The sequence below is a fragment of the Leifsonia sp. Root112D2 genome (genome assembly GCF_001424905.1).
In the GTDB taxonomy this organism is placed as follows: domain Bacteria; phylum Actinomycetota; class Actinomycetes; order Actinomycetales; family Microbacteriaceae; genus Root112D2.
Genome location: NZ_LMCU01000001.1, coordinates 1,043,728 through 1,065,302, shown reverse-complemented (window position 1 = coordinate 1,065,302; position 21,575 = coordinate 1,043,728). Strand labels below are relative to the sequence as shown.

At 62.7% G+C, this 21,575-nt stretch carries 22 protein-coding genes and 2 tRNA genes; 15 read left to right on the top strand and 9 right to left on the bottom strand.

Features of this window, described 5'->3' with window-relative positions; genetic code table 11:
* Positions 1-3: 3 nt before the first annotated feature.
* From yidD to rpmH, 3 genes are read right to left on the bottom strand one after another with little or no spacing between them, the layout of a single operon-like run.
* Positions 4-315 (bottom strand): membrane protein insertion efficiency factor YidD, encoded by a 312-nt coding sequence (gene yidD / locus ASC63_RS16060; RefSeq protein WP_082487230.1) that lies wholly within the window; start codon positions 313-315, stop codon positions 4-6.
* Entirely contained in the window at positions 312-653 is a 342-nt protein-coding gene (gene rnpA, locus ASC63_RS16055) for a ribonuclease P protein component (protein WP_082487228.1), read from the bottom strand. Before rnpA ends, yidD begins: the two co-directional genes overlap by 4 nt.
* Positions 654-671: 18 nt before the next feature.
* Complete coding sequence (gene rpmH / locus ASC63_RS04815) at positions 672-809, bottom strand: 50S ribosomal protein L34 (RefSeq protein WP_055810406.1); 138 nt, start codon at positions 807-809, stop codon at positions 672-674.
* Positions 810-1,109: 300 nt separating this feature from the next.
* Between rpmH and dnaA the strand changes: the two genes are divergently transcribed.
* The 10 genes from dnaA (at position 1,110) to ASC63_RS04765 (ending at position 12,346) form a co-directional block, all read left to right on the top strand.
* A complete protein-coding gene (gene dnaA, locus ASC63_RS04810; RefSeq protein WP_055810404.1) occupies positions 1,110-2,534 on the top strand; it encodes a chromosomal replication initiator protein DnaA in 1,425 nt (474 codons plus the stop codon).
* A 420-nt stretch (positions 2,535-2,954) separates the two neighbouring features.
* The gene (gene dnaN, locus ASC63_RS04805) at positions 2,955-4,100 is read left to right on the top strand and encodes a DNA polymerase III subunit beta (RefSeq protein WP_055810402.1); all 1,146 of its coding nucleotides are present in this window, start codon (positions 2,955-2,957) and stop codon (positions 4,098-4,100) included.
* A 27-nt stretch (positions 4,101-4,127) separates the two neighbouring features.
* Positions 4,128-5,015 carry a phosphogluconate dehydrogenase (NAD(+)-dependent, decarboxylating) gene (gnd, locus tag ASC63_RS04800; protein WP_055810401.1) on the top strand — a complete coding sequence of 296 codons (888 nt, stop codon included), beginning with the start codon at positions 4,128-4,130 and terminating at the stop codon, positions 5,013-5,015.
* A 125-nt stretch (positions 5,016-5,140) separates the two neighbouring features.
* Complete coding sequence (gene recF / locus ASC63_RS04795) at positions 5,141-6,340, top strand: DNA replication/repair protein RecF (protein WP_055810399.1); 1,200 nt, start codon at positions 5,141-5,143, stop codon at positions 6,338-6,340.
* Complete coding sequence (locus ASC63_RS04790) at positions 6,333-6,872, top strand: DUF721 domain-containing protein (RefSeq protein ID WP_082487226.1); 540 nt, start codon at positions 6,333-6,335, stop codon at positions 6,870-6,872. Before recF ends, ASC63_RS04790 begins: the two co-directional genes overlap by 8 nt.
* Positions 6,873-6,995: 123 nt before the next feature.
* Positions 6,996-9,038, top strand: a complete 2,043-nt coding sequence (gene gyrB / locus ASC63_RS04785) for a DNA topoisomerase (ATP-hydrolyzing) subunit B (RefSeq protein ID WP_082487224.1) — start codon at positions 6,996-6,998, stop codon at positions 9,036-9,038.
* Between the two features lie 50 nt (positions 9,039-9,088).
* Positions 9,089-11,707 carry a DNA gyrase subunit A gene (gene gyrA / locus ASC63_RS04780; protein ID WP_055810397.1) on the top strand — a complete coding sequence of 873 codons (2,619 nt, stop codon included), beginning with the start codon at positions 9,089-9,091 and terminating at the stop codon, positions 11,705-11,707.
* Complete coding sequence (locus ASC63_RS04775; RefSeq protein WP_055810395.1) at positions 11,700-12,113, top strand: DUF3566 domain-containing protein; 414 nt, start codon at positions 11,700-11,702, stop codon at positions 12,111-12,113. Before gyrA ends, ASC63_RS04775 begins: the two co-directional genes overlap by 8 nt.
* A 61-nt stretch (positions 12,114-12,174) precedes the next feature.
* A tRNA-Ile gene (locus tag ASC63_RS04770) sits at positions 12,175-12,248 on the top strand.
* 25 nt (positions 12,249-12,273) lie between these two features.
* Positions 12,274-12,346, top strand: a tRNA-Ala gene (locus ASC63_RS04765).
* Positions 12,347-12,412: 66 nt separating this feature from the next.
* Here ASC63_RS04765 and ASC63_RS04760 read toward each other — a convergent pair.
* Positions 12,413-12,964 carry a hypothetical protein gene (locus tag ASC63_RS04760; RefSeq protein ID WP_055814903.1) on the bottom strand — a complete coding sequence of 184 codons (552 nt, stop codon included), beginning with the start codon at positions 12,962-12,964 and terminating at the stop codon, positions 12,413-12,415.
* A gap of 99 nt (positions 12,965-13,063) precedes the next feature.
* Between ASC63_RS04760 and ASC63_RS04755 the strand changes: the two genes are divergently transcribed.
* Positions 13,064-13,603, top strand: coding sequence for a peptidylprolyl isomerase (locus tag ASC63_RS04755; protein ID WP_055810393.1), 540 nt, complete (start codon positions 13,064-13,066; stop codon positions 13,601-13,603).
* Positions 13,604-13,716: 113 nt separating this feature from the next.
* Here the strand turns inward: ASC63_RS04755 and ASC63_RS16625 are convergent, their stop codons facing one another.
* Positions 13,717-13,860: a hypothetical protein gene (locus tag ASC63_RS16625; protein WP_235492335.1), complete on the bottom strand. Its 144-nt coding sequence runs from the start codon at positions 13,858-13,860 to the stop codon at positions 13,717-13,719.
* Between ASC63_RS16625 and ASC63_RS04750 the strand changes: the two genes are divergently transcribed.
* Positions 13,841-14,470, top strand: a complete 630-nt coding sequence (locus tag ASC63_RS04750; RefSeq protein ID WP_327063327.1) for a rhomboid family intramembrane serine protease — start codon at positions 13,841-13,843, stop codon at positions 14,468-14,470. The two genes, ASC63_RS16625 and ASC63_RS04750, sit on opposite strands and share 20 nt — an antisense overlap.
* Before the next feature lie 97 nt (positions 14,471-14,567).
* Here ASC63_RS04750 and ASC63_RS04745 read toward each other — a convergent pair whose 3' ends face one another.
* Positions 14,568-14,816 carry a cell division protein CrgA gene (locus ASC63_RS04745; protein WP_055810389.1) on the bottom strand — a complete coding sequence of 83 codons (249 nt, stop codon included), beginning with the start codon at positions 14,814-14,816 and terminating at the stop codon, positions 14,568-14,570.
* Between the two features lie 97 nt (positions 14,817-14,913).
* Here ASC63_RS04745 and ASC63_RS04740 point away from each other — a divergent pair, with 97 nt between their 5' ends.
* Genes ASC63_RS04740 through ASC63_RS04735 form a run of 3 tightly spaced genes read left to right on the top strand, consistent with a single transcriptional unit; the run spans position 14,914 to position 16,547 of the window.
* Positions 14,914-15,750, top strand: a complete 837-nt coding sequence (locus tag ASC63_RS04740) for a class E sortase (protein ID WP_235491812.1) — start codon at positions 14,914-14,916, stop codon at positions 15,748-15,750.
* Complete coding sequence (locus ASC63_RS16480) at positions 15,751-15,909, top strand: hypothetical protein (RefSeq protein ID WP_200936779.1); 159 nt, start codon at positions 15,751-15,753, stop codon at positions 15,907-15,909.
* Positions 15,906-16,547, top strand: a complete 642-nt coding sequence (locus tag ASC63_RS04735; RefSeq protein ID WP_055810387.1) for an anthranilate synthase component II — start codon at positions 15,906-15,908, stop codon at positions 16,545-16,547. Before ASC63_RS16480 ends, ASC63_RS04735 begins: the two co-directional genes overlap by 4 nt.
* Positions 16,548-16,636: 89 nt before the next feature.
* Here the strand turns inward: ASC63_RS04735 and pknB are convergent, their stop codons facing one another.
* The 3 genes from pknB to ASC63_RS04720 are packed head-to-tail and all read right to left on the bottom strand — an operon-like array spanning position 16,637 to position 21,575.
* Positions 16,637-18,334, bottom strand: coding sequence for a Stk1 family PASTA domain-containing Ser/Thr kinase (gene pknB, locus ASC63_RS04730; RefSeq protein ID WP_157487578.1), 1,698 nt, complete (start codon positions 18,332-18,334; stop codon positions 16,637-16,639).
* 59 nt (positions 18,335-18,393) lie between these two features.
* Complete coding sequence (locus tag ASC63_RS04725; RefSeq protein ID WP_055810385.1) at positions 18,394-20,124, bottom strand: protein kinase domain-containing protein; 1,731 nt, start codon at positions 20,122-20,124, stop codon at positions 18,394-18,396.
* Complete coding sequence (locus ASC63_RS04720; RefSeq protein WP_055810383.1) at positions 20,121-21,575, bottom strand: peptidoglycan D,D-transpeptidase FtsI family protein; 1,455 nt, start codon at positions 21,573-21,575, stop codon at positions 20,121-20,123. Before ASC63_RS04720 ends, ASC63_RS04725 begins: the two co-directional genes overlap by 4 nt.

The window sequence follows — 21,575 nt, the reverse complement described above, 5'->3', positions numbered from 1 at the left end:
GAGTCAGGCCTTTCTGTGGTCGCCAGCGACGACAAATCCGAATGGGGTCGTGTGGTACCGATGCACGTGCCTCAATGGAACATCATCGATTCCGCCCTTGGCCCACGGGTGGCACCGGGCGATTCTGCGTGCGGCCAAGGCTGATCCGATCACCACACCGTGTTCCTGAACGGCCTTCAAGGCGTAGGCCGAACACGAGGGATAGTACCGGCAGACATCGCCATAGAGAGGAGAGATTCCAGCCCGATATCCACGCAACGCAAGCACCGCGACGTTGCGCGGGAGCAATACTGCAGCGTTGAGAGCTGAATTCATGATCGGGAGGTGCCTCTGGTCACGGCGCGGGATATCTCTTCCTGCAGGGTAGTCCACCCGGCATCCACAGACGCTGGTAATGCCCTGACGACGATGTCAGTACCGGGCCCGATCTCTGGGAGTAAATCAAAGCACACGGCCTTCATGCGTCGACGTACTCGATTGCGATGTACCGCGTTACCCACCGACTTACCCACAATGAAACCGAAGCGCACGAGAGAACCGGATGCGTCCTGCCGGACGTAAGTGACCGTGTGTGGTAGGACCACACGACGTCCCCGGCGAACCACCATTTTGTAGTCGGCCCCCTGCGTGATGCGGTGAGCTTTGGCCAGCACGGTGGAAGGATGGACGGACTAAGCGGAGAGTTCCGTGCGACCCTTGCGGCGGCGAGCGGAGAGAATGCTGCGGCCGGCACGGGTGCGCATACGCAGGCGGAAACCGTGCACCTTGGCGCGGCGGCGATTGTTCGGCTGGAAGGTTCTCTTGCTCATTGGGGGTTCTCTTCTCGAAAAAGATTCTGGGCAGCCTGAAATGGCTGAAGTCAACCGCTTAAAACTACGTGGTGTATGCCTTCAGGTCAAACCGGGCGGGCAAAAAGCGTTGATTATCTCCGCAATCAGTACTAACACTGAGCATGACGCGCCGTTGATGCCGATTCCAATTTGATGGTTGTGGTTTCCATTGGCTAGCGTGAGCATCTAAGTTATCCCCAGCTCTGGCCACGTAGTGGGGGAGATCGCTACGGTAATGAGCACACGGCGGTGGATAACTCTGTGGATAATTGGGGACAAATGACGGACGGCGAAATTTCAATCGGTGAGGCGTGGCGCTCAGTGCTCGCCAGACTCAACGACGACGAACGCATCACCCCACAGCTGTATGGCTTTCTCAGCCTGGTCGAGCCGAAAGGCATAATGACCGGAACCTTCTACCTCGAGGTGCCCAACGAATTCACCCGGGGGATGATCGAGCAGCGCAGCCGGGTTCCCCTGCTCAATGCCATCTCCGACCTCGACGAGTCGCTCGCCGTCACCAATTTCGCGATAGTTGTTAACCCCGAAATCACTCAGGACATTCCACAGATCGAAGAGGATCCCGCGGACCAGTCCTACATCGAAACCCCGGTGCCGCAGGCAGTCATCACCGAGATCACCGCACCGGCACGCAACAACGACTCCAGGCTCAACCCGAAATACAGCTTCGACAACTTCGTCATTGGCCAGTCCAACCGATTCGCTCATGCCGCAGCGGTGGCCGTAGCGGAAGCACCCGCGAAGGCATACAACCCGCTGTTCATCTACGGATCATCCGGGCTCGGAAAGACTCACCTGCTGCACGCGATAGGCCACTACGCGATGAGCCTCTATCCGGGCATCCGCGTGCGCTACGTCTCCAGCGAAGAGTTCACCAACGATTTCATCAACTCAATCGCCAATAACCGGGGTTCCCTCTTTCAATCCCGCTATCGCAACATCGACATTCTTCTCATCGACGACATCCAGTTTCTGCAGGGAAAGGCGGAGACCCAGGAGGCGTTCTTCCACACCTTCAACACGCTGCACGACCACAACAAACAGGTAGTGATCACCAGCGACCTGCCGCCCAAGATGCTCACCGGGTTTGAAGATCGCATGCGTTCCCGGTTCGAATGGGGCCTGATCACCGACGTGCAGGCGCCCGACCTCGAGACGCGCATCGCCATTCTGCGCAAGAAGGCGCAGAGCGAGCGGCTCCAGGTTCCCGACGACATTCTTGAGTTCATGGCATCGAAGGTCTCGTCCAACATCCGTGAGCTCGAAGGCACTCTCATTCGTGTCACAGCATTCGCCAGTCTCAATCGCACCCCGGTCGACATGAACCTGGTGCAGACCGTGCTGAAAGACCTGATTACCCTCGACGAAGACAATGTGATCGCACCGGTGGACATCATTACCAACACCGCCGACTACTTCAAGCTCACCGTCGACGATCTGTACGGCTCATCTCGCTCGCAGGCTGTCGCTACGGCCAGGCAGATCGCCATGTACCTCTGCCGGGAGTTGACCAATCTCTCCCTTCCCAAAATCGGGCAGCTTTTCGGCAACCGCGACCACACCACCGTGATGTACGCCAACAAGAAGATCAGCGAACTCATGAAAGAACGACGCTCGATCTACAACCAGGTCACCGAGCTGACGAGCCGCATCAAGCAAAATCACCGCTACGACAAGAACTGAATTCCGTCCGGTTTTTGTTCTGCTCTTGCGTGTCACCTCGGTCGGTCTGTACCCTACCGCCCGACGATATTCACACTGTGGATAACTTGTGCATAACGTGCGGACTTTCACCCATAGATGTGTTGACGAATTCGGGCTGCTTGTGAATTCGGTTGTAGAACCACGAATGCTCGAAGGCCAGTCGACACGTACTCACCACCGCGATCACACATCTCACACGGTTGTAGTTTCGACTGTTTGATTGGCCGGATCAAAGTTATCCACAGTTTCCACACGGGTTAAGACTTTTAATCCTTAATTCTTTAATTGGGGGGACTCCATAACCTTGAAGCGATGGCGGGGGCAGAGGCCCCCGGAAGCGCTCCACGCACGCGCTAACATGGTCAGGATTATGTCCTCCATTCGACAGGGGTGAAACGCGTGAAGTTCCAAGCCAATCGGGACGTCTTCAGCGAGGCGGTTTCGTTCGCGGTGAAGCTTCTTCCTCAGCGCACCACCCTCCCCATACTCAGTGGGGTGCTGATCGAGACGAATGACACGGGGCTCACGCTGTCGTCATTCGACTACGAGGTTTCAGCACGAACGGAAATCGCCGCGGAGGTTGAGGAACCCGGTCGCATCCTGGTCTCAGGCCGGCTGCTGGCCGAGATTGCGAGCAAGCTGCCGAACGCCCCCGTGCAATTCTCGACCGAAGACTCGCACGTTGTGGTGAAGAGTGGTTCGGCGAGTTTCACACTGCTGTCCATGCCGGTTGAGGAATATCCGAGCATTCCCGAGATCGATGCGCAATCGGGTCTTGTGCCCGCCGAGGACTTTGCCGCGGCGGTCGCGCAGGTCGCGGTCGCGGCATCTCGCGACGATGTGACACCGGTTATCACGGGTGTGCAGCTGGAGATCAGCAACAACACGATCGGCCTGGTGGCGACCGATCGCTACCGGGTGGCGGTGCGCGAGATTGATTGGGACGCATCCACCGGCGGTCCGGAGCAGGCGACGGCACTGGTGCCGGCACGCACGCTGCAGGAGATCGGTAAGACCCTGGGCCACAGCGGAAACATCTCCATCTCTATTACGAACAAGGATGATCGTGAACTGATCGCCTTTACTGCTGAGAAGAAGACCATCACGTCCCTTCTGATCAAGGGCAACTTTCCGCCGGTTCGTCGGCTGTTTCCGGAGTCCGTGGAAAATTACGCGGTCATCAACACGGGCGAGCTCATCGAGGCGGTGCGTCGTGTCTCCCTGGTCTTGGAGCGTGAGGCCGCTCTGCGCTTCACCTTCTCGATCGACGGCCTCACTCTCGAGGCGATCGGATCAGAGCAGGCGCAGGCATCCGAAAGCATTGATGCCCTGCTGACCGGGCAAGACACCGTTGTCTCGCTGAAGCCGCAGTTTCTACTCGATGGCCTCAGTGCCGTGCATTCCGAGTTCGTGCGTATTTCGTTCACCAAGACCGACAACCCCAACAAGCCAGGCCCGGTTCTCATTACGAGCCAGTCGAGCAAGGACCAATCGGGCAGCGATAACTACAAGTACCTGCTGCAGCCCAACCTGCTGCTGCGCTAGCACGGCGGAATCAACGTAAGGAAAGTCATGCACATCGGTCTGATCGGCCTCGGAAAAATGGGCAAGAACATGCGTTCCCGCCTGGAGAACAAGGGGATCGAGGTCACCGGCTTTGACACCAATCCGGATGTCTCCGATGTGAAGTCTCTTGCCGAACTGGTGAAGGCGCTTCCTGCGCCGCGCACCGTATGGGTGATGGTCCCGGCCGGAAAGATCACCGACGGGGTGATCACGGAACTCGAGCCGCTGCTTGAGACGGGTGACCTCGTTATTGATGGTGGCAATTCCCGATTTACCGAAGACTTCAAGCACGCCGAGCAGCTCAAGCCGAAGGGCATCGACTTCATCGACGCCGGCGTCTCCGGCGGGGTCTGGGGTCTCGACAATGGCTACGGCCTCATGGTCGGTGGCAGCAAGGAGCAGGTTGCGCGGGTCATGCCCGTCTTCGACGCATTGCGCCCCGAAGGTCCCCGCGACGAGGGTTTTGTGCACGTCGGTGAGGTTGGCGCCGGCCACTACGCGAAGATGGTGCACAACGGCATCGAATATGCGCTCATGCAGGCATACGCCGAAGGGTATGAACTTCTCGACACCCGCAAAGACATCATCAACGACGTGACGGGAACCTTCAAGGCGTGGCAGCGTGGCACCGTGGTGCGCTCCTGGTTGCTCGAACTTCTCGTGCGAGCGCTGGAGCAGGATCCCGAATTCGAGCACATCGAGGGTTTCGTGCAGGATTCGGGTGAGGGTCGCTGGACCATCGAAGAGGCGCTCGAGAATGCGGTTCCGGTGCCGACCATTAGTGCGTCGATCTTTGCTCGCTTCGTCTCGCGGCAGGAAGATTCGCCTGCGATGAAAGCGGTCGCCGCCTTGCGCAACCAGTTCGGTGGACACGCGGTCAAGGCCGTCGACTGACAGACATCGGTGGTCGGTTAACGAGCGTCAGCGAGAGTATTGAGACCCCGCAATTCATAGACTGTGGTCTCGATACGCGCGCTTCGCGGCGCTACTCGACCAGCGGGAGGAGCGGGTAAAGGCACATGCGAGTTGTGCATCTCTCCCTCAGTGATTTTCGTAATTACGAGCGCGCCGACGTGGCCCTCATGCCGGGCCCGAATCTGTTCGTCGGGCGTAATGGGCAGGGCAAGACCAACCTCGTTGAGTCGTTGGGCTACCTGAGCACGCTGGGCTCCCATCGTGTTTCAAGCGATACAGCGATGATTCGCCAAGGTGCGAATGCCGCGATAGTGCGCTGTCGCATCCGGCACGACGAACGCGAACTTCTTGTCGAGGTTCAACTGAACCGTGCCGGTGCCAATCGCGCGCAGGTGAACAGATCGGCGGTAAAACCACGTGAGCTCCCGCGCTACTTCTCCAGCGTTCTCTTCGCGCCAGAAGACCTCTCGCTGATCCGCGGAGAACCTGCCACTCGTCGACGCTTCGCCGACGAACTGCTTGTTCAACGCAACCCGCGGCTGGCCGGGGTCATGGCCGACTATGACCGTGTGCTCAAGCAACGCAACACACTCTTGAAGTCGGCGCGGTCATCCGGGGTGAAGGGTGATCGGCTGTCGACACTGGACATTTGGGACGAGCGACTCGTGGCGCTCGGCTCCGAGATCATCGATGCTCGGCTCGACCTCATCGTTCGCTTGAGTGAGCCTCTGCGCCTGGCGTACCGGTCGGTTGCCGGCGATGATCATCACCCACTGATACATGCCGTGCAGAGTATTTATCCCGAGTCGGTCCCAGAGCGGTGGAGCTCAGAGGATCGTGCCAGCGATCCAGCGACCCCAGCGCCGAGCCAGCCTGCGCGCGAGGTTCCAGTCTTCGGCACCACCGAGACCGCAAGTGCTTTTCGGGATGCTCTCGTGCGGCTGCGCCCCAGAGAACTCGAACGTGGCATCACCCTGGTCGGTCCGCACCGCGATGACCTGTTCTTCGAGCTCAATGGCTTGCCGACAAAGGGATATGCCAGTCACGGCGAATCCTGGTCGTTCGCCCTCGCGCTGAAGCTCGCATCGGCGCAACTGCTGCGACAGAACTCGGCGACGGGCGATCCCGTACTGATTCTCGATGACGTTTTCGCCGAACTCGACCAGGCCAGGCGCCGGATGCTCGCGGCAGCGGTGCAGGATTACGAGCAGGTGCTCATCACCGCCGCCGTGTTCGACGACGTGCCCGAAGAACTGACCGCGCACACCGTGCGTATCGAGGCGGGGGCGGTCATCGATGAGTGAGTCCGGTCCGACAGGTGACGCGGGCGAGGAAAACACAGACGGGACCGAGCCGCACCTCTCGGAGGCGGCATCCGTATATCTGCGTTTCAAGGCGCTGCTCGGGGGCACGAATTCTCACCGGTCGAGTCGCAGGCGCAAGCCGCCGGCGGAGGGTGCGACCGTGCCGTACGGGGCAGGGCGAGACCCCCACGGGCTGGGCAGCGTCATGGATGTGCTCACGACCGAGCTGGGTTGGAGCTCGCCACTGGCCCGCTCCGAGCTCATGGCATCGTGGCCCAAGCTGGCGGGCGACGAGACCGCAAAACATTCCGATCCGGTGGGAATCGACGACGGTGTCTTGACGGTGCGCTGCGAGTCGACGGCATGGGCGACGCAGTTGCGACTCATGCGCTCGGAGCTGCTGAAGCACATCGCCGAGAGATTCCCCGATGCGGGCATTCAGTCAATACGTTTTCAGGGCCCCGACGCCCCTTCATGGAAAAGAGGCCCCAGATCAATTCCAGGGCGTGGTCCACGCGATACCTACGGCTGAGGATGCAAATCAGGTCACCGGGTTCATAAAAGGCCGTCAGACGCGCGTTTTTGGCCTGTGTTACTGCCACCTCTTGGTAGACTGTGGAGGTCACACTTTGTGCGGTCAGGAGCCCAATTTCATATGACGTCGGAATCGAACAACGCTCTCCCAGAAGATACTCCCGGGGAGGAAATAACCCCCGAAATACAGAGCGCGACCCCGATCAACCGTGGCCACACCGATCACAGTTATGGCGCCAGCGACATCCAGGTTCTCGAGGGGCTTGAGGCCGTGCGCAAGCGGCCTGGCATGTACATCGGGTCAACCGGTCCACGCGGACTGCACCACCTGGTTTACGAGATCGTTGACAACTCGGTAGACGAGGCGCTGGCCGGCTACTGCGACACCATCGAGGTGACGATCAACACGGATGGCAGCGTGCGCGTTGTCGACAACGGGCGCGGAATTCCCGTGGCGGAGCATCCGATCGAAAAGATCTCCACCGTCGAGGTCGTACTCACGAAGCTGCACGCCGGCGGAAAATTCGGTGGCGGCGGGTACGCGGTTTCCGGCGGATTGCACGGCGTGGGCAGTTCGGTGGTGAATGCGCTCTCGACCCGCTTCGAGGTCGAGGTCAAGCGCAACGATCATCTGTGGAGCATGTCGTTCCACGACGGTGTTCCCAACGCGCCACTGGCCGAGGGCAAAAAGGTCGACGACACCGGAACCACCATTACGTTCTGGCCCAACGCCGAGATTTTTGAGACCGTCGAGTTCGACTACGAGACGCTGCGCGTTCGATTCCAGCAGATGGCGTTCCTTAACAAGGGGCTGAGTATCTCGTTGCGCGACGAGCGCGCACCCGAGGAGGGCGAAGACTCCCGCTCCGAGGTCTTTCTGTATGAGAAGGGTCTCGTCGACTACGTCGAGTACCTCAACAAGCTCAAGAAGGCCGATGTCGTCAACGACGAGATCATCTCCTTCGAGACCGAAGACACCGAGCGCAAGATCGCGCTCGAGGTGGCTATGCAGTGGACCACGGCATACACCGAGAGCGTCTTCACCTACGCGAACACCATCAACACGCACGAGGGTGGCACGCACGAAGAGGGTTTCCGTGCCGCACTGACCACTCTGGTCAACAAGTACGCGCGCGAGAACAAGATTCTCAAAGAGAAGGATGACAACCTCTCGGGTGACGACGTGCGCGAGGGTCTGACCGCGGTCATCTCGGTGAAGCTCTCCGAGCCGCAGTTCGAGGGCCAGACCAAGACCAAACTGGGCAATACCGAGGCCAAGGCATTCGTGCAGAAGGTCGTCGGCGATCAGCTCGGCGATTGGTTTGCCCGCAACCCCAACCAGGCCAAGGAGATCATTCGCAAGTCGCTGCAGGCGGCCACGGCCAGAATGGCGGCACGCAAGGCCCGTGAAACGGCCAGGCGCAAGGGCCTGCTCGAGGGCGGCGGTATGCCGGGCAAGCTCAAGGACTGCCAGTCGAAGGATCCGTCGCTGTCGGAGATCTTCATCGTCGAGGGTGACTCGGCCGGCGGCTCGGCCGTGCAGGGGCGCAACCCCGAGACCCAGGCGATTCTGCCGCTGCGAGGCAAGATTCTCAACGTGGAAAAGGCTCGCCTCGACCGTGCCCTGGGCAACAACGAGGTGCAAGCCATGATCACGGCGTTCGGCGCCGGCATTGGCGAAGACTTCAACCCGGAGAAGGCCAGGTACCACAAGATCGTGTTGATGGCGGATGCCGACGTCGACGGTCAGCACATCACCACCCTGTTGCTCACGCTGCTGTTCCGCTACATGCGCCCTCTCATCGAGCTCGGATACGTGTACCTGGCACAGCCGCCGCTGTTCCGTCTGAAGTGGAGCAACTCGCCGCACCAGTACGTGTACTCGGATGCGGAACGCGACGCGCTTCTGGCCGATGGGCAGGCATCCGGCAAGCGCATCCCGAAAGACAACGGAATTCAGCGCTACAAGGGTCTCGGCGAGATGGACTACAAGGAGCTGTGGGAGACCACCATGAGCCCGGAGACCCGCACGCTGCTGCAGGTGACGCTGGATGACGCGGCGTCGGCCGACGAGATCTTCTCCACGCTGATGGGTGAGGACGTCGAGTCGCGACGCAGCTTCATCCAGAAGAACGCGAAAGACGTGCGCTTCCTCGACATCTGATCGCCTGCCAGCGCAGCGCAATCGACGACAACTACTGAAGAGAAGAACTGATGGCAGACGACACGAATACTCCGGACCAGACGGCCGACGAGGCAGAAGCCGCGGCCGCTGAGGCGGTGCGCTTCGGCGTGCACGGCAGAATCGACCAGGTCGACCTGCAGCTGGAGATGCAGCGCTCGTACCTCGACTACGCGATGAGTGTCATCGTGGGGCGCGCGCTTCCTGAGGTGCGCGACGGCCTCAAGCCGGTGCACCGCCGCGTGATCTACGCCATGTTCGACGGCGGCTACCGCCCCGACAAGGCCTTTTCCAAGTGCGCCCGCGTGGTCGGCGACGTGATGGGCCAGTTTCACCCGCATGGTGACTCGGCGATCTACGATGCGCTCGTGCGCCTCGTGCAGCCGTGGAGCCTGCGCTACCCGCTCGCGCTCGGCCAGGGAAACTTCGGCTCGCCCGGCAACGACGGCGCCGCCGCCCCGCGATACACCGAGACCAAGATGGCCCCGCTCGCGCTCGAGATGGTGCGCGACATCGACGAGGAGACCGTCGACTTTGTCGACAACTACGACGGCCGCACCCAGGAGCCGTTCGTGCTGCCGAGTCGGTTCCCCAACCTGCTCGTCAATGGTTCGGTCGGCATCGCCGTGGGCATGGCCACCAACATTCCCCCGCACAACCTGCGCGAGGTCTCCGACGCCGCCCTGTGGCACCTTGCCAATCCGGATGCGACGCGCGAGGAGCTGCTCACGGCACTGATGCAGCGCATCAAGGGACCGGACTTTCCCACCGGCGCCCAGATTCTGGGTGTCAAGGGCATCCACGACGCGTACACGACCGGGCGCGGCTCCATCACGATGCGCGCCGTCGTCAGCGTCGAGGAGATTCAGGGCCGCACCTGCCTGGTCGTCACCGAGCTGCCGTACCAGGTCAACCCCGACAATCTGGCGATCAAGATCGCCGACATGGTCAAGGACGGCAAGATCTCCGGCATCGCGGACATCCGTGACGAGACCTCCGGTCGCACCGGCCAGCGTCTGGTGATCGTACTCAAGCGCGACGCCGTGGCCAAGGTCGTGCTCAACAACCTCTACAAGCACACGCAGCTGCAGGAGAACTTCGGCGCCAACATGCTGGCGATTGTCGACGGCATTCCGCGCACGCTGCCTCTCGATGGTTTCATCACCGCGTGGGTCGACCACCAGATCGAGGTCATCGTTCGGCGCACGCAGTACCGTCTGCGCAAAGACGAGGAGCGCGCCCACATTCTGCGCGGCTACCTCAAGGCGCTGGACGCGCTCGACGAGGTCATCGCACTCATCCGCCGGTCGTCGACCGTTGAGGATGCCCGCAACGGCCTGATCGATCTGCTCGACATCGATGAGCTGCAGGCCACCGCCATTCTGGAGATGCAGCTGCGCCGGCTGGCCGCACTCGAGCGACAGAAGATCATCGACGAGAACGAGATGATCGAGGCCCGCATCGCCGACTTCAAGGACATCCTGGCCAAGCCGGAACGCCAGCGCACGATCGTCAGTGAAGAACTCAGCGAGATCGTCGACAAGTTCGGCGACGACCGCCGCACCGAGATCATGTTCGGCTTCGACGGCGACATGTCCATCGAAGACCTCATTCCCGAAGAGGAGATGGTGGTCACCGTCACTCGCGGCGGCTACATCAAGCGCACGCGCAGCGACAACTACCGCTCGCAGCACCGCGGCGGCAAGGGCGTCAAGGGTGCCCAGCTGCGCGCGGATGACGTGGTGGAGCACTTCTTCGTCACCACCACCCACCACTGGCTGCTGTTCTTCACGAACAAGGGGCGGGTCTACCGCGCCAAGGCGTACGAGGTGCAGGAGGCCGGCCGCGACGCCAAGGGCCAGCACGTCGCCAACCTGCTCGCCATGCAGCCGGATGAGGAGATCGCCCAGATTCTGGACATCCGGGATTACGAGACGGCCAAGTACCTGGTGCTGGCCACCCGTGATGGGCTGATCAAGAAGACCGCCCTCAGTGAATACGACACCAATCGCACCGGTGGAATCATCGCCATCAAGCTGCGCGAGGACGACGAGCTCGTCTCGGCGCTGCTGGTGGAGGAGGACTCCGACCTGCTGCTTGTCTCGCACAAGGGCATGTCCATTCGCTTCACGGCATCCGACGAGACGTTGCGCCCCATGGGGCGTTCGACCTCGGGCGTGATAGGCATGCACTTCCGCGCGGAGGACAGCCTGCTGGACGCATCCGTGGTCACCGATGACGGATTCGTGTTCGTGGTGACCGAGGGCGGCTATGCCAAGCGCACCTCGGCCGACCAGTACCGCCTGCAGAACCGTGGCGGTCTGGGCATCAAGGTCGCCAAGCTCAATGACGACAGGGGTGACCTCGTGGGCGCCCTCATTGTTGACGAAGACGATGAGGTTCTTGTGGTTCTTGCCAGCGGCAAGGTGGTACGCTCTGCCGTGGCCGAGGTTCCCGCCAAGGGCAGGGACACGATGGGCGTCGTCTTCGCCCGTTTCGCGGAGTCCGACAAGATCATCGCTCTGGCCAAGAACACCGAACGCAACCTGGTCGCCGAAGACGCCGACGAGACCGTGACCGCCTACGAGGCTGTTGCCGAACACACTGGGCCGGAAGACGAATCCGGAGAGGAAGAGACCGCAGATGAGTAGTAGCGTCGCCGAGAAGCTCGCCCGCAAGTCCTCCACGCGCAAGCCGAACTCCAAGCAGGTGCGGCTCAAGCTGGTCTACATCGACTTCTGGTCGAGTGTGAAGCTGTCGTTCCTGGTCGGGCTGTGCCTGGCGATCATCGCGATTGTGGGCATGTTCCTGATCTGGACCATGCTCAACCAGTTCCACATCTTCGACCAGCTCAACAGTGTCTTCAAGGACATTTCGGGCACTCAGGGTACCGATTTGAAGTCGATCGTGGGCCTGGGCAACGTGATGGGCTTCTCGATAGTCGTCGCTATTCTGGACATCGTCGTCACGACGGTGCTGGGCGCCGTCTTCGCGCTGCTCTACAACCTCAGCGTGAAGATCACCGGCGGCCTGTTGGTGGGCTTCACCAACAACTGATTCGAGACGGTTTCGATTCGCGAGAATCGGCAGGGTCAGGTAGTCTTCTATCTGCCCAATCGGGGATATAGCTCAGGCGGTTAGAGCGCTTCGCTGATAACGAAGAGGTCCGAGGTTCAAGTCCTCGTATCCCCACGCACGGCCCGTTAATCGGGTTTGAGGGGCCTTAGCTCAATTGGTAGAGCGCCTGCTTTGCAAGCAGGAGGTCAGGAGTTCGATTCTCCTAGGCTCCACGTTTTGACACAGCTGAGGGCGGCATCCAATCGGATGCCGCCCTCAGCGTGTATCTGGAGGCTCGTCTACTCGAGGTTGCCGACAGTGGTGCTGTTGTCGTTCGGGTCTTCGTCGGAGACCCAGAGCTCATCGTCGGCGCGGAACGTCTGCCACACGGCGTATGCGAGGCCGACAGCGGCCGCGGCGGCAAAGCCGAGGGCCACGTAGGTGCCGGCTCCCGGGCCCGACTTCTGCGGGGCGGCCTTTCTGGTGATGGACTTTCTCACGTCGCCGAAGCGCTCGGCGGCGGCCTTCACTCGGGCATCCTTGGCGATATCGGCGACCGACATCGCCGTACCGAGGGCGGTGCCGACGGCGGGAATCACCGTCTTTTCGAAGGTGCGCCCAGCCTGACGGACGAGCCCACGGGCGTTTTCAACCCCGGGGCGCACATAGTTCTGGTAACCCTCGCGGACGCGGGGGGCGACCTCCTCGCGGGTGAGGTGGCTCACCTGGCGGCTGGCCTCCCGTGCGACGGCGTTGGCACGATCCAGAATCAGCTGTTGCTGCTCCCAGAGTTCCTCGGCGCTCCCGCGCAGCCGCTTGAGTTCCCTCTTGCGCTTGCGTGTCAGACTCATGCGGACCTCCATTGCGTCGTATGGCGAACAGCCTCCATCTTGCCACCAAAGCCCTGAGTATGCCCGGGGAGTACCGTGACGCATGCAAGAATTGAGTTCATGTCTAAGCACACCGCCGTCGCCACTTTGCACACCAACTATGGCGACATCAAGGTCAACCTGTTCGGCAACCACGCGCCCAAGACCGTGAAGAACTTCGTCGGGCTCGCCACGGGCGAGATCGAGTGGACTCACCCCGCCACCGGGGTGAAGTCGAACGACAAGCTCTACGACGGCGTTGTCTTTCACCGCATCATCCCCGGCTTCATGATTCAGAGCGGTGACCCGCTCGGCCAGGGCATCGGCGGCCCCGGTTATGCGTTCGACGACGAGATCAACCCGGAGCTCGACTTCACGGAGCCCTACATTCTCGCCATGGCAAATGCCGGCATCCAGCAGGGCAAGGGAACCAACGGTTCGCAGTTCTTCATCACCGTCGGCCCCACCACGTGGTTGCAGGGCAAGCACTCCATCTTCGGCGCCGTCGAAGACGAGGCCTCGCGCAAGATCGTCGACAAGCTCGCCGAACTGCCGACGGATGCCCGCGACCGCCCCCTCGACGACGCCGTGATCCAGTCGGTCACCGTCGAAAACGTCTAGCGGCTCGGCTCGATCCAGGTGAGTCAGGCGTCGGATTCGGTCTGTTACCGGCATCCGAATCGGCAGAGTTTCGTGCTCTGCCAGCGCTGTGGGCGAACCATCTGTGGCGAATGTCAGACGCCGGCCGCGGTCGGCGTGGTGTGCCCGGAGTGCATGCGCGAGCAGCGGGCCAGCGCGCCGCGCACCAGGCCGCGGGTGCTCACCCGGGTGAGGCGCGTGTCGGGGTCGGGTGCGCCCGTGGTGACGTACTCGATCATCGGCCTGTCGGTCTTCTTCTTCATTCTTCAGTCGATTCCGGGTATCGGCGGCTCGATCACCAATGCGCTGCAGTACGCCGGTATCTACTCGATACCCAATCCGGTATTTGGATTCGAACCGTGGCGCATGCTCACGAGCCTGTTCGCGCACGCGAACATCATTCATATCGGGCTCAACATGTACACGCTGTGGATCTTCGGGCAGATTCTCGAGCCGCTGCTGGGCAAAGGGCGCTACCTTGCCCTGTACCTGATCAGTGGATTCGGCGGCTCGCTGGCCGTGCTGCTGCTTGCTTCGCCCATGCAAGGGGTGATCGGCGCATCCGGTGCCATCTTCGGCATGATGGGCGCATTCCTCGTGATCCAGCGGCGGCTTGGCGGCAACGCCACGCAGTTGCTGATTCTCGTGGGTATCAACCTGGTCATCGGCTTCATTCCCGGCTTTCAGATCGCGTGGCAGGCGCACGTCGGCGGACTCGTCGTCGGTGCGCTCGTCGGCCTGATCTTTGTGGAGACCCGACCGCAGTCACGCCGACGGTTGCAGATCGGGCTGCTGGTCGCGCTCAGCGTCGTGCTCGTGGTCGCGAGCTGCTGGCAGTACATCGCATAGCGCGGCGCGAAAGTTATCCACAGGGTTATTAACACTGGGGATAATTACAGCCGTGTAATTGTCCTCACTGTGGAGGACCGGCGGGGGACAGTGCCGGTCAGCGCCAGCGCGTGGTCATGAGGAAGCCGATGAAGGCGATTCCGAATCCCACCAGAATGTTCCAGTTGGTCAGCGCAGGAATCGGGTACAGGCTGCCGCTGACATAGAAGACGATGATCCACGCGAGGCCCAACAGCATGAAGCCGAACATGACGGGCTTGAACCAGACGGGATTGGGCATGTCCTCGCGCGAGCGCTGTTCCGTTTCGGTGCGCTCGGGCTTGGTGCGGGTCTTGGTGCGTGCCATGGTTCCATAGTCTAGCCGGTCAGAGTATATAAACGCCCCGGATGCCCGGCCTGAGACCGCGATGGGCGCACAGGCCGGCGCCGATAAGATTGGTCGCATGACCGAGCCGGAGCCGACAGCCGCAGATTCTGCGACGCCGGCGTCGGCGTCGGCATCCGCTCGTCGTCGTGGGCAACGCCCCCGTCCGCGCACCAGTGTGATCGGCGTGCTTGGAGAGGTGCTCATCACGGTGGGCGTTCTGGTCTTGCTCTTTCTGGGCTGGCAGGTGTGGTGGAACAGCCTCATCCTCTCCAATGCCCAGGCGTCTGCGGCCTCCACGCAGTCCAGGCTCTGGCTCGAGCAATCGAGGGCGACCCCGGATGCGACGCCCGCCCCCGGCGCGGCGGAGGACGGCACGAAAGACGGCACGCCCCCGGTGATGAAGCCGGTGGCCGATTACCAGCCGTTCGCGGTCATCTACGCCCCACGACTGGGCGCGGACTGGCGACGCGTGATCAGGGAGACCGTGAGCGTTCCGGAGGTGCTCAATTCAGAGACCTCGGGCGTCGGCCATTACACCGGAACCCAGATGCCCGGCCAGGTGGGCAACTTCGCAATAGCGGGTCATGTCAACGGCTACGGCAACGCGTTCATCGACGTGCACAGGATGCATCTCGGCGACAAGATCTACATTGAGACCAAGGACGGCTGGTACACCTACAGCTTTCGCGACTTCGAATACGTGCAGCCCGATGCGGTGGCCGTGCTGCTGCCCGTGCCCCGTGAGCCGAATCTCACACCCACCGACCGCATCATGACCCTGACGACGTGCAACCCGCCCTGGCATTCGGGGGAACGGCTCGTTGCATACAGCACATTCGATTCGTGGCAGCCGCTCAGTGCCGGCCCGCCGGCAGCCATCGCGGCGCACGTCGCCGCTGCGGGAGGAAAATAGATGTACGCGGCTTTGTGGCGAGTGTTGCCCGGTCCGGTGTGGGTGCGCATCCTGATTCTTCTCGTGCTTCTCGCGGTGGTGCTGTACGCGTTGGTGACCTGGGTCTTTCCCTGGGTCGATTCATTCATAGTCAAAGAGGGAGACACGGTAGGCACATGACGCGCGTACTCGTTATTGACAACTACGACAGCTTTGTCTACACGCTCAACGGCTACCTGCGTGAGCTCGGGGCAGAGACGACGGTGCTGCGCAACGATGCGTTCGACACAGCGGATGCCGCGGCCCAGATCGCGAAGTACGACGCGATCCTGCTTTCCCCCGGCCCCGGAAAGCCCGTGGACGCGGGTGTTTCGATCCCGCTCGTGAAGGCAGCGCTCGAGAGCGGCACGCCACTCCTGGGCGTATGCCTCGGGCACCAAGCCATAGCAGAGGCCTTCGGCGCGGTGGTGACGAATGCCGAAGAGCTCATGCACGGCAAGACGTCGCTGGTGACGCACGACGATGACGATCCGTTCTACGACGGAGTCGCGCAGCCGTTCACGGCAACTCGGTACCACTCGCTTGCCGTCGTGGACGGCACGGTGCCCGAGGTGCTCGAGGTGACGGCGCGCACTGAGGGCGGCGTCATCATGGGCCTGCGGCACCGCACGGCACCGATCGTGGGAGTACAGTTCCACCCCGAATCGGTGCTCACCGAGGGCGGCTATCGCATGCTCGGCAACTGGCTGGAGTCGGCCGGGCTGGCGGGTGCACGGGAAGCGTCGCGCGAGCTGAACCCGATGGTGCGACTGGAGTAGCACGCTGGAGCTTTGAGAAACGCGCCAGCGTTTCCGCGACGCCAGTGCCGAGCGAGCTTGCGAGCGAGGGGAACTTTGTCGCGGAAGCGTCAGCCGGAGCAGTACGTGAGATCGATCGTCGAGCCCTGCGGAACCTCGCCGGGCGGCAGTGACTGCGCCGTGACCATGGGGGTGCCCTCGCTGGGGCAGCTCTTATCGGGCACAGGATTCGCGGTGAGTTGAGTCTTCGGATCCTGCAGGAGCGCGGTCGCCGCGGGAAGCGACTGTTTTGTCACGTCGGGCAGGGTCACCATGCCGTTGGAGACGTTGAGATTGATCGTGTCGCCCAGATGCGCTGTCGAGTTCGCGGCGGGATCGGAGGAAAGCACCGTGTCCGCGACGATGGTCGGTGAATCCTGCTTGTTGATCTCTCCCACCGTGAAGCCGGCGTCGGTGATGGCCTTCTCGGCATCCGAGGTGGACATATTGGTGGTGTCGGGCACTGCTCCGGTCTTCTTGCCCGTGGAGACGTAGACGGTGACCGTGTCGCCGCGGGTCATCACATCGCCGGCCTTCGGGTCGGTGCGGGTGACGACGCCCTCCTTGGTGTCGGCGCTCGGCTCGTCGACGCGGGCGGCCTCCAGGTTGACCTTCTTGAGGGCTGCGACGGCCGCGTCGTAGTTCTGGCCGGCGACGGCCGGAACCCGGCGGGAGGCATCCGGAAGGGACTCGCTGGGGGACTGGCTGAAGACCCAGAACAAGACCGCGACGATGATGACGGCCACGACGGCGATGCCCGCCCAGATCCACACCACGGGAGGACGGCGTTGGGTACGCACCATCGTGTCGTCGTCCGTGAGCTGGCGCAGTGCGGCCTCGGGGCTGGAGATCACACCGGTGGGCGGGTTGAAGAGGGTGTCGGCGAAGGAGTCCGGCTTCGTGTGCACGGGGATGCGGCCCGCGCCGGCCGCTTCGAGTTCGTCACGGAACTCGGCGGCATTCTGGTAACGCTGCGAGCGGTCCTTGGCCAGCGCGTGCTCGACGACGAGGTCGAGGGCGGGAGAGACCCGTGGGTTGATCGTGCTGGGGATGGCCGGCTTTTCGCTGACGTGCTGGTAGGCGACGGCGACCGCGGTGTCGCCGCGGAACGGCGCGCGGCCGGTGAGCATCTCGAAGAGCACGACACCGGTGGAGTACAGGTCGGTGCGGGCATCCACGGACTCGCCCTTGGCCTGCTCGGGCGAGAAATAGCTGGCGGTGCCCAGAATGGCGGTGGTCTGTGCCACGGTGGCCGAGGAGTCGCCGATGGCGCGGGCGATGCCGAAATCCATCACCTTGACCTGGCCGGTCTTGGTGATCATGACGTTGCCCGGCTTGATGTCGCGGTGCACGACCCCGGCCCGATGCGAGTACTCCAGGGCGGTCAGAATGCCCTCGGTGATGCGCACGGCCTCGGTCGATTCGACGGGGCCTTCTTTGATGATGTCCTTCAGCAGGCGGCCGTCGACGTATTCCATCACGATGAACGGAAGCTGCGCCTCACGCCCGCTGGGCTCGCGGATCGTCTCTTCGCCGGCATCGAAGACACGCACAATGGTCGGATGCGCCATGCGCGCCGCCGCCTGCGCCTCCTGTCGAAAGCGGGTGCGGAACGCCGGATCGATCGCCAGGCTGGGCTTGAGCAGTTTGATGGCCACGGTGCGCCCGAGCCGCGTGTCTGTGCCGCGGTGCACGTCGGACATGCCGCCCCTGCCGAGCAACTCACCGATAAGATACCTGCCGGCAAGCAGGCGGCTCTCTTCGGTCACGGTTGTCTCCAGGTTGGTCAGATCTCAGGTCAGTGTAGCGGCAGGCGTCTGAACGCCTGCTATGGGGCTGCGGGGGCGCCGGGGGCCGCCGGAGCCGGCGTGAGGGTCACGGTTGTCGGCTCCGACTGGCCGGACTGCACCGATTCACCGCAGAAGATCGTGTACGTCAGCTTGTGGTCGGCCGGTGCCGTCATCGGTGGCGTCGTGTCCGGCTGCGTCCACGTGACGGTCTTCGCATCCTTGCCGGTGGGGGAGCCGAATGCCTTTCCGTCGACATAGAGCTGGCGCCCGGTGAGATTCTGCCCGGCCGGGCAGGTGGCGGTGCCATAGGTGACGGTGACGGGCGTGCCGACCTGGGCCGTGGCGGGGGCGCTCGGCGCATCCGTCGGTGGGCTCGGCTTGACCACGGGCCCGTAGACAAAGAAGGTCACCGCGGTGGTCTTCTGCACATTACCCACGGGATTCATGTCATAGACGGTGTCGACCTGCTTGTCGGTCGTAGCGGCCTTGCCCACGTTCTTGCTGGGCGCGGCAACCATGCCCGCGTTCTTCAGGTTCGTGGCGGCGACGTCGTAGCTCAGACCCTTGTAGTCGTCGAGATTCAGCTGAACGGTGGTACTCGGCGGAGGCGTATCGCTCTGCGTCACCGGCGGCGACTCGGGGGTCTTCACGGTCGACTGGGTGTTGCTCGAGGGCGGCGGCTTCGTGGTTCCGGTCTGGTTGACGAGCGCGAAGATCGTGCCGGCGAGCACGATGGCCAGCAGCACGATCAGCGCAATGAGCGGCCAGGTCCACGGACTGCGCCGCTTGGTTGTGGTGGGTGTGGCGGTGGTCGCAGGCAGGCCTGCGCCGGCCGCAGACGGCAGTACCGTCGTTGCCTGGGTAGCATCGCCGCGGGGAAAAAGAAGGGTTGCCGCGGTCGGGGCGACGCCGGCGAGGATGGTGGGTACGGCGGCAGTGGCGGCCTGCAGGTCTCCGCGTCGCAACGCCTGCGCGGCGCGTGCCAAGTGGGCCGACGACGTTGGCCGATCCGCGGGGTTCTTGGCAATGCAGGAGAAAACAAGATTGCGTACAGGCTCGGAGACCGTGACGGGCAGCTCGGGGGGCGCCTCGTTGATCTGGGCCATCGCGATGGCCACCTGCGACTCGCCCGTGAACGGGCGGCGGCCGGCCAGGCACTCGTAGGCCACGATGCCCAGCGAGTAGATGTCGGTCGTGGGCGAGGCGGGGTGCCCGGATGCCTGCTCGGGCGAGAGGTACTGCACCGTTCCCATCACCTGGCCGGTGGCCGTGAGCGGAACCTGGTCGGCGATGCGGGCGATGCCGAAGTCGGTGATCTTGACCCGGCCATCCGGGGTGATCAGCAGGTTGCCCGGCTTGATGTCGCGGTGAACGAGACCCGCGGCGTGCGCGGCGTGCAGTGCCGCCGCCGTCTGTGCCACGATGTCGAGCACCTTGTCGGTGGAGAGAACATGTTCGCGTTCGAGGATGGTGGAGAGTGCCTCGCCCGGAACGAGCTCCATCACGAGAAAGGCGCTGCCGTCCTCCTCACCGTAGTCGAAGACGTTCGCGATGCCCTCGTGGTTGACTAGGGCGGCGTGGCGCGCCTCGGCGCGGAATCGCTCGAGGAATCCGGGATCGCCCAGGTACTCGTCCTTCAAGATCTTGATGGCGACGGTGCGGCCGATGACGTTGTCGGTGGCCTTCCACACCTCGCCCATGCCGCCGATCGCGATGCGCGACTGCAGCTCGTATCGTCCCCCGAAGGTGAGGCCTGTATTGGGTCTCATTTGTTCAGCACCGCCTCTAGTACTTTCTTCGCGATCGGGGCCGCAACCGTGTTGCCGACGCCGCTTTGACCGTGTCCACCGCCATTTTCAACCACGACTGCAATGGCGTACTCCGGGTTGTCAGCAGGGGCGAAGCCGGTGAACCAGAGCGTATACGGCTCGCCCGGCCCATTCTCTGCTGTGCCCGTCTTTCCGCCCACGCTGACCCCGTCTATTCTCGCATTACTCGCCACGCCGCTATTGACCCCGTCTACCATCATTTGTGCAACGGTTGCGGCGGTCTTCTGGCTCGTTGCCTGGCTGAACAGCCTGGGTGTGAAGTGCTCCGTCGTGGTCAGATCGGCGGAACGGATGTAGTCCACCATGTTCGGGTACATCACCTTTCCGCCGTTCGCTATGCCGGCGGAAACCATGGCCATCTGCAGCGGCGTTGCCCTGTCGCTGGCCTGCCCGAAAGCGCTCAGGCCGGTCTGCGGTTCGTTGTAGCCGGTGGGGTAGACGCTGGGGGTCACGGGGATCGGGATCGACAACTCCTTATTGAAGCCGTAGGCCTCGGCCTGCTTGCGAATCGTGTCGGCACCGAGCTTCATGCCGAGCTCGGCGAACGGAATGTTGCACGAGTTGATCTGCGCGAGGTTGATGGTCACCGTGCCGCCGCCAGCGCAGGTGCCGCCGTTGTCGTTTTCCACCACGTGATCGGTCTGGGGCAGGGTGAGGCGGGCGACATCCGGCAGCAGGCTGTCTTTCGTGTAGTCGCCGCTCTCGAAGGCGGCCGAGCTGACGATCGGTTTGAAGGTGGAACCGGGGGGGTTGAGGTTGCCGGCGACGGTGCGGTTGATGAGCGGGTCGCCCGGTGCCTTGAGCAGCGCGGCATACTTCGCGTCGACCGCTGTCGTGTCATGCACGGCCAGCACATTCGGGTCGAAATCGGGCTTGGAGACCATGGCGAGCACGCGGCCGGTCTTGGGCTGCAGCACCACCACCGCGCCCTGCAGATTGCCGAGGGCGTCGAATGCCGCCTTCTGCGCCACCGGGTCGATGGTGAGCTCGACGGATGCCCCCTGCGGGTTCTTGCCGGTGAGAATGCTGTTGATGCGATCGAAGAACTGCGAGTTCGAGGTGCCGCTGAGCTTGTCGCCGAGGGCGCCCTCGATGCCCGTCGGCGCCCCATTGATGGGGAAGAAGCCCGTCACCGAGGAATACAGCGGGCCGTTCGAGTAGACGCGCTGGTAGTTGTAGTGATCCTTCGAGGCCACCGACTGGGCCACCGGCTGGCCTGCCACGAGAATCGCGCCGCGCTGTGCCAGGTAGCTGTCTTCGCGCACCCGGCTGTTTCGGGCATCCGCGTTGAGGGAGTCGGCCTGGAACACGCCGATGATGGATGTCGACACCAGCAGCGTGACGAACATGGCGAGCACCAGGATGCTCACGCGTTTCAGTTCGCGGTTCAT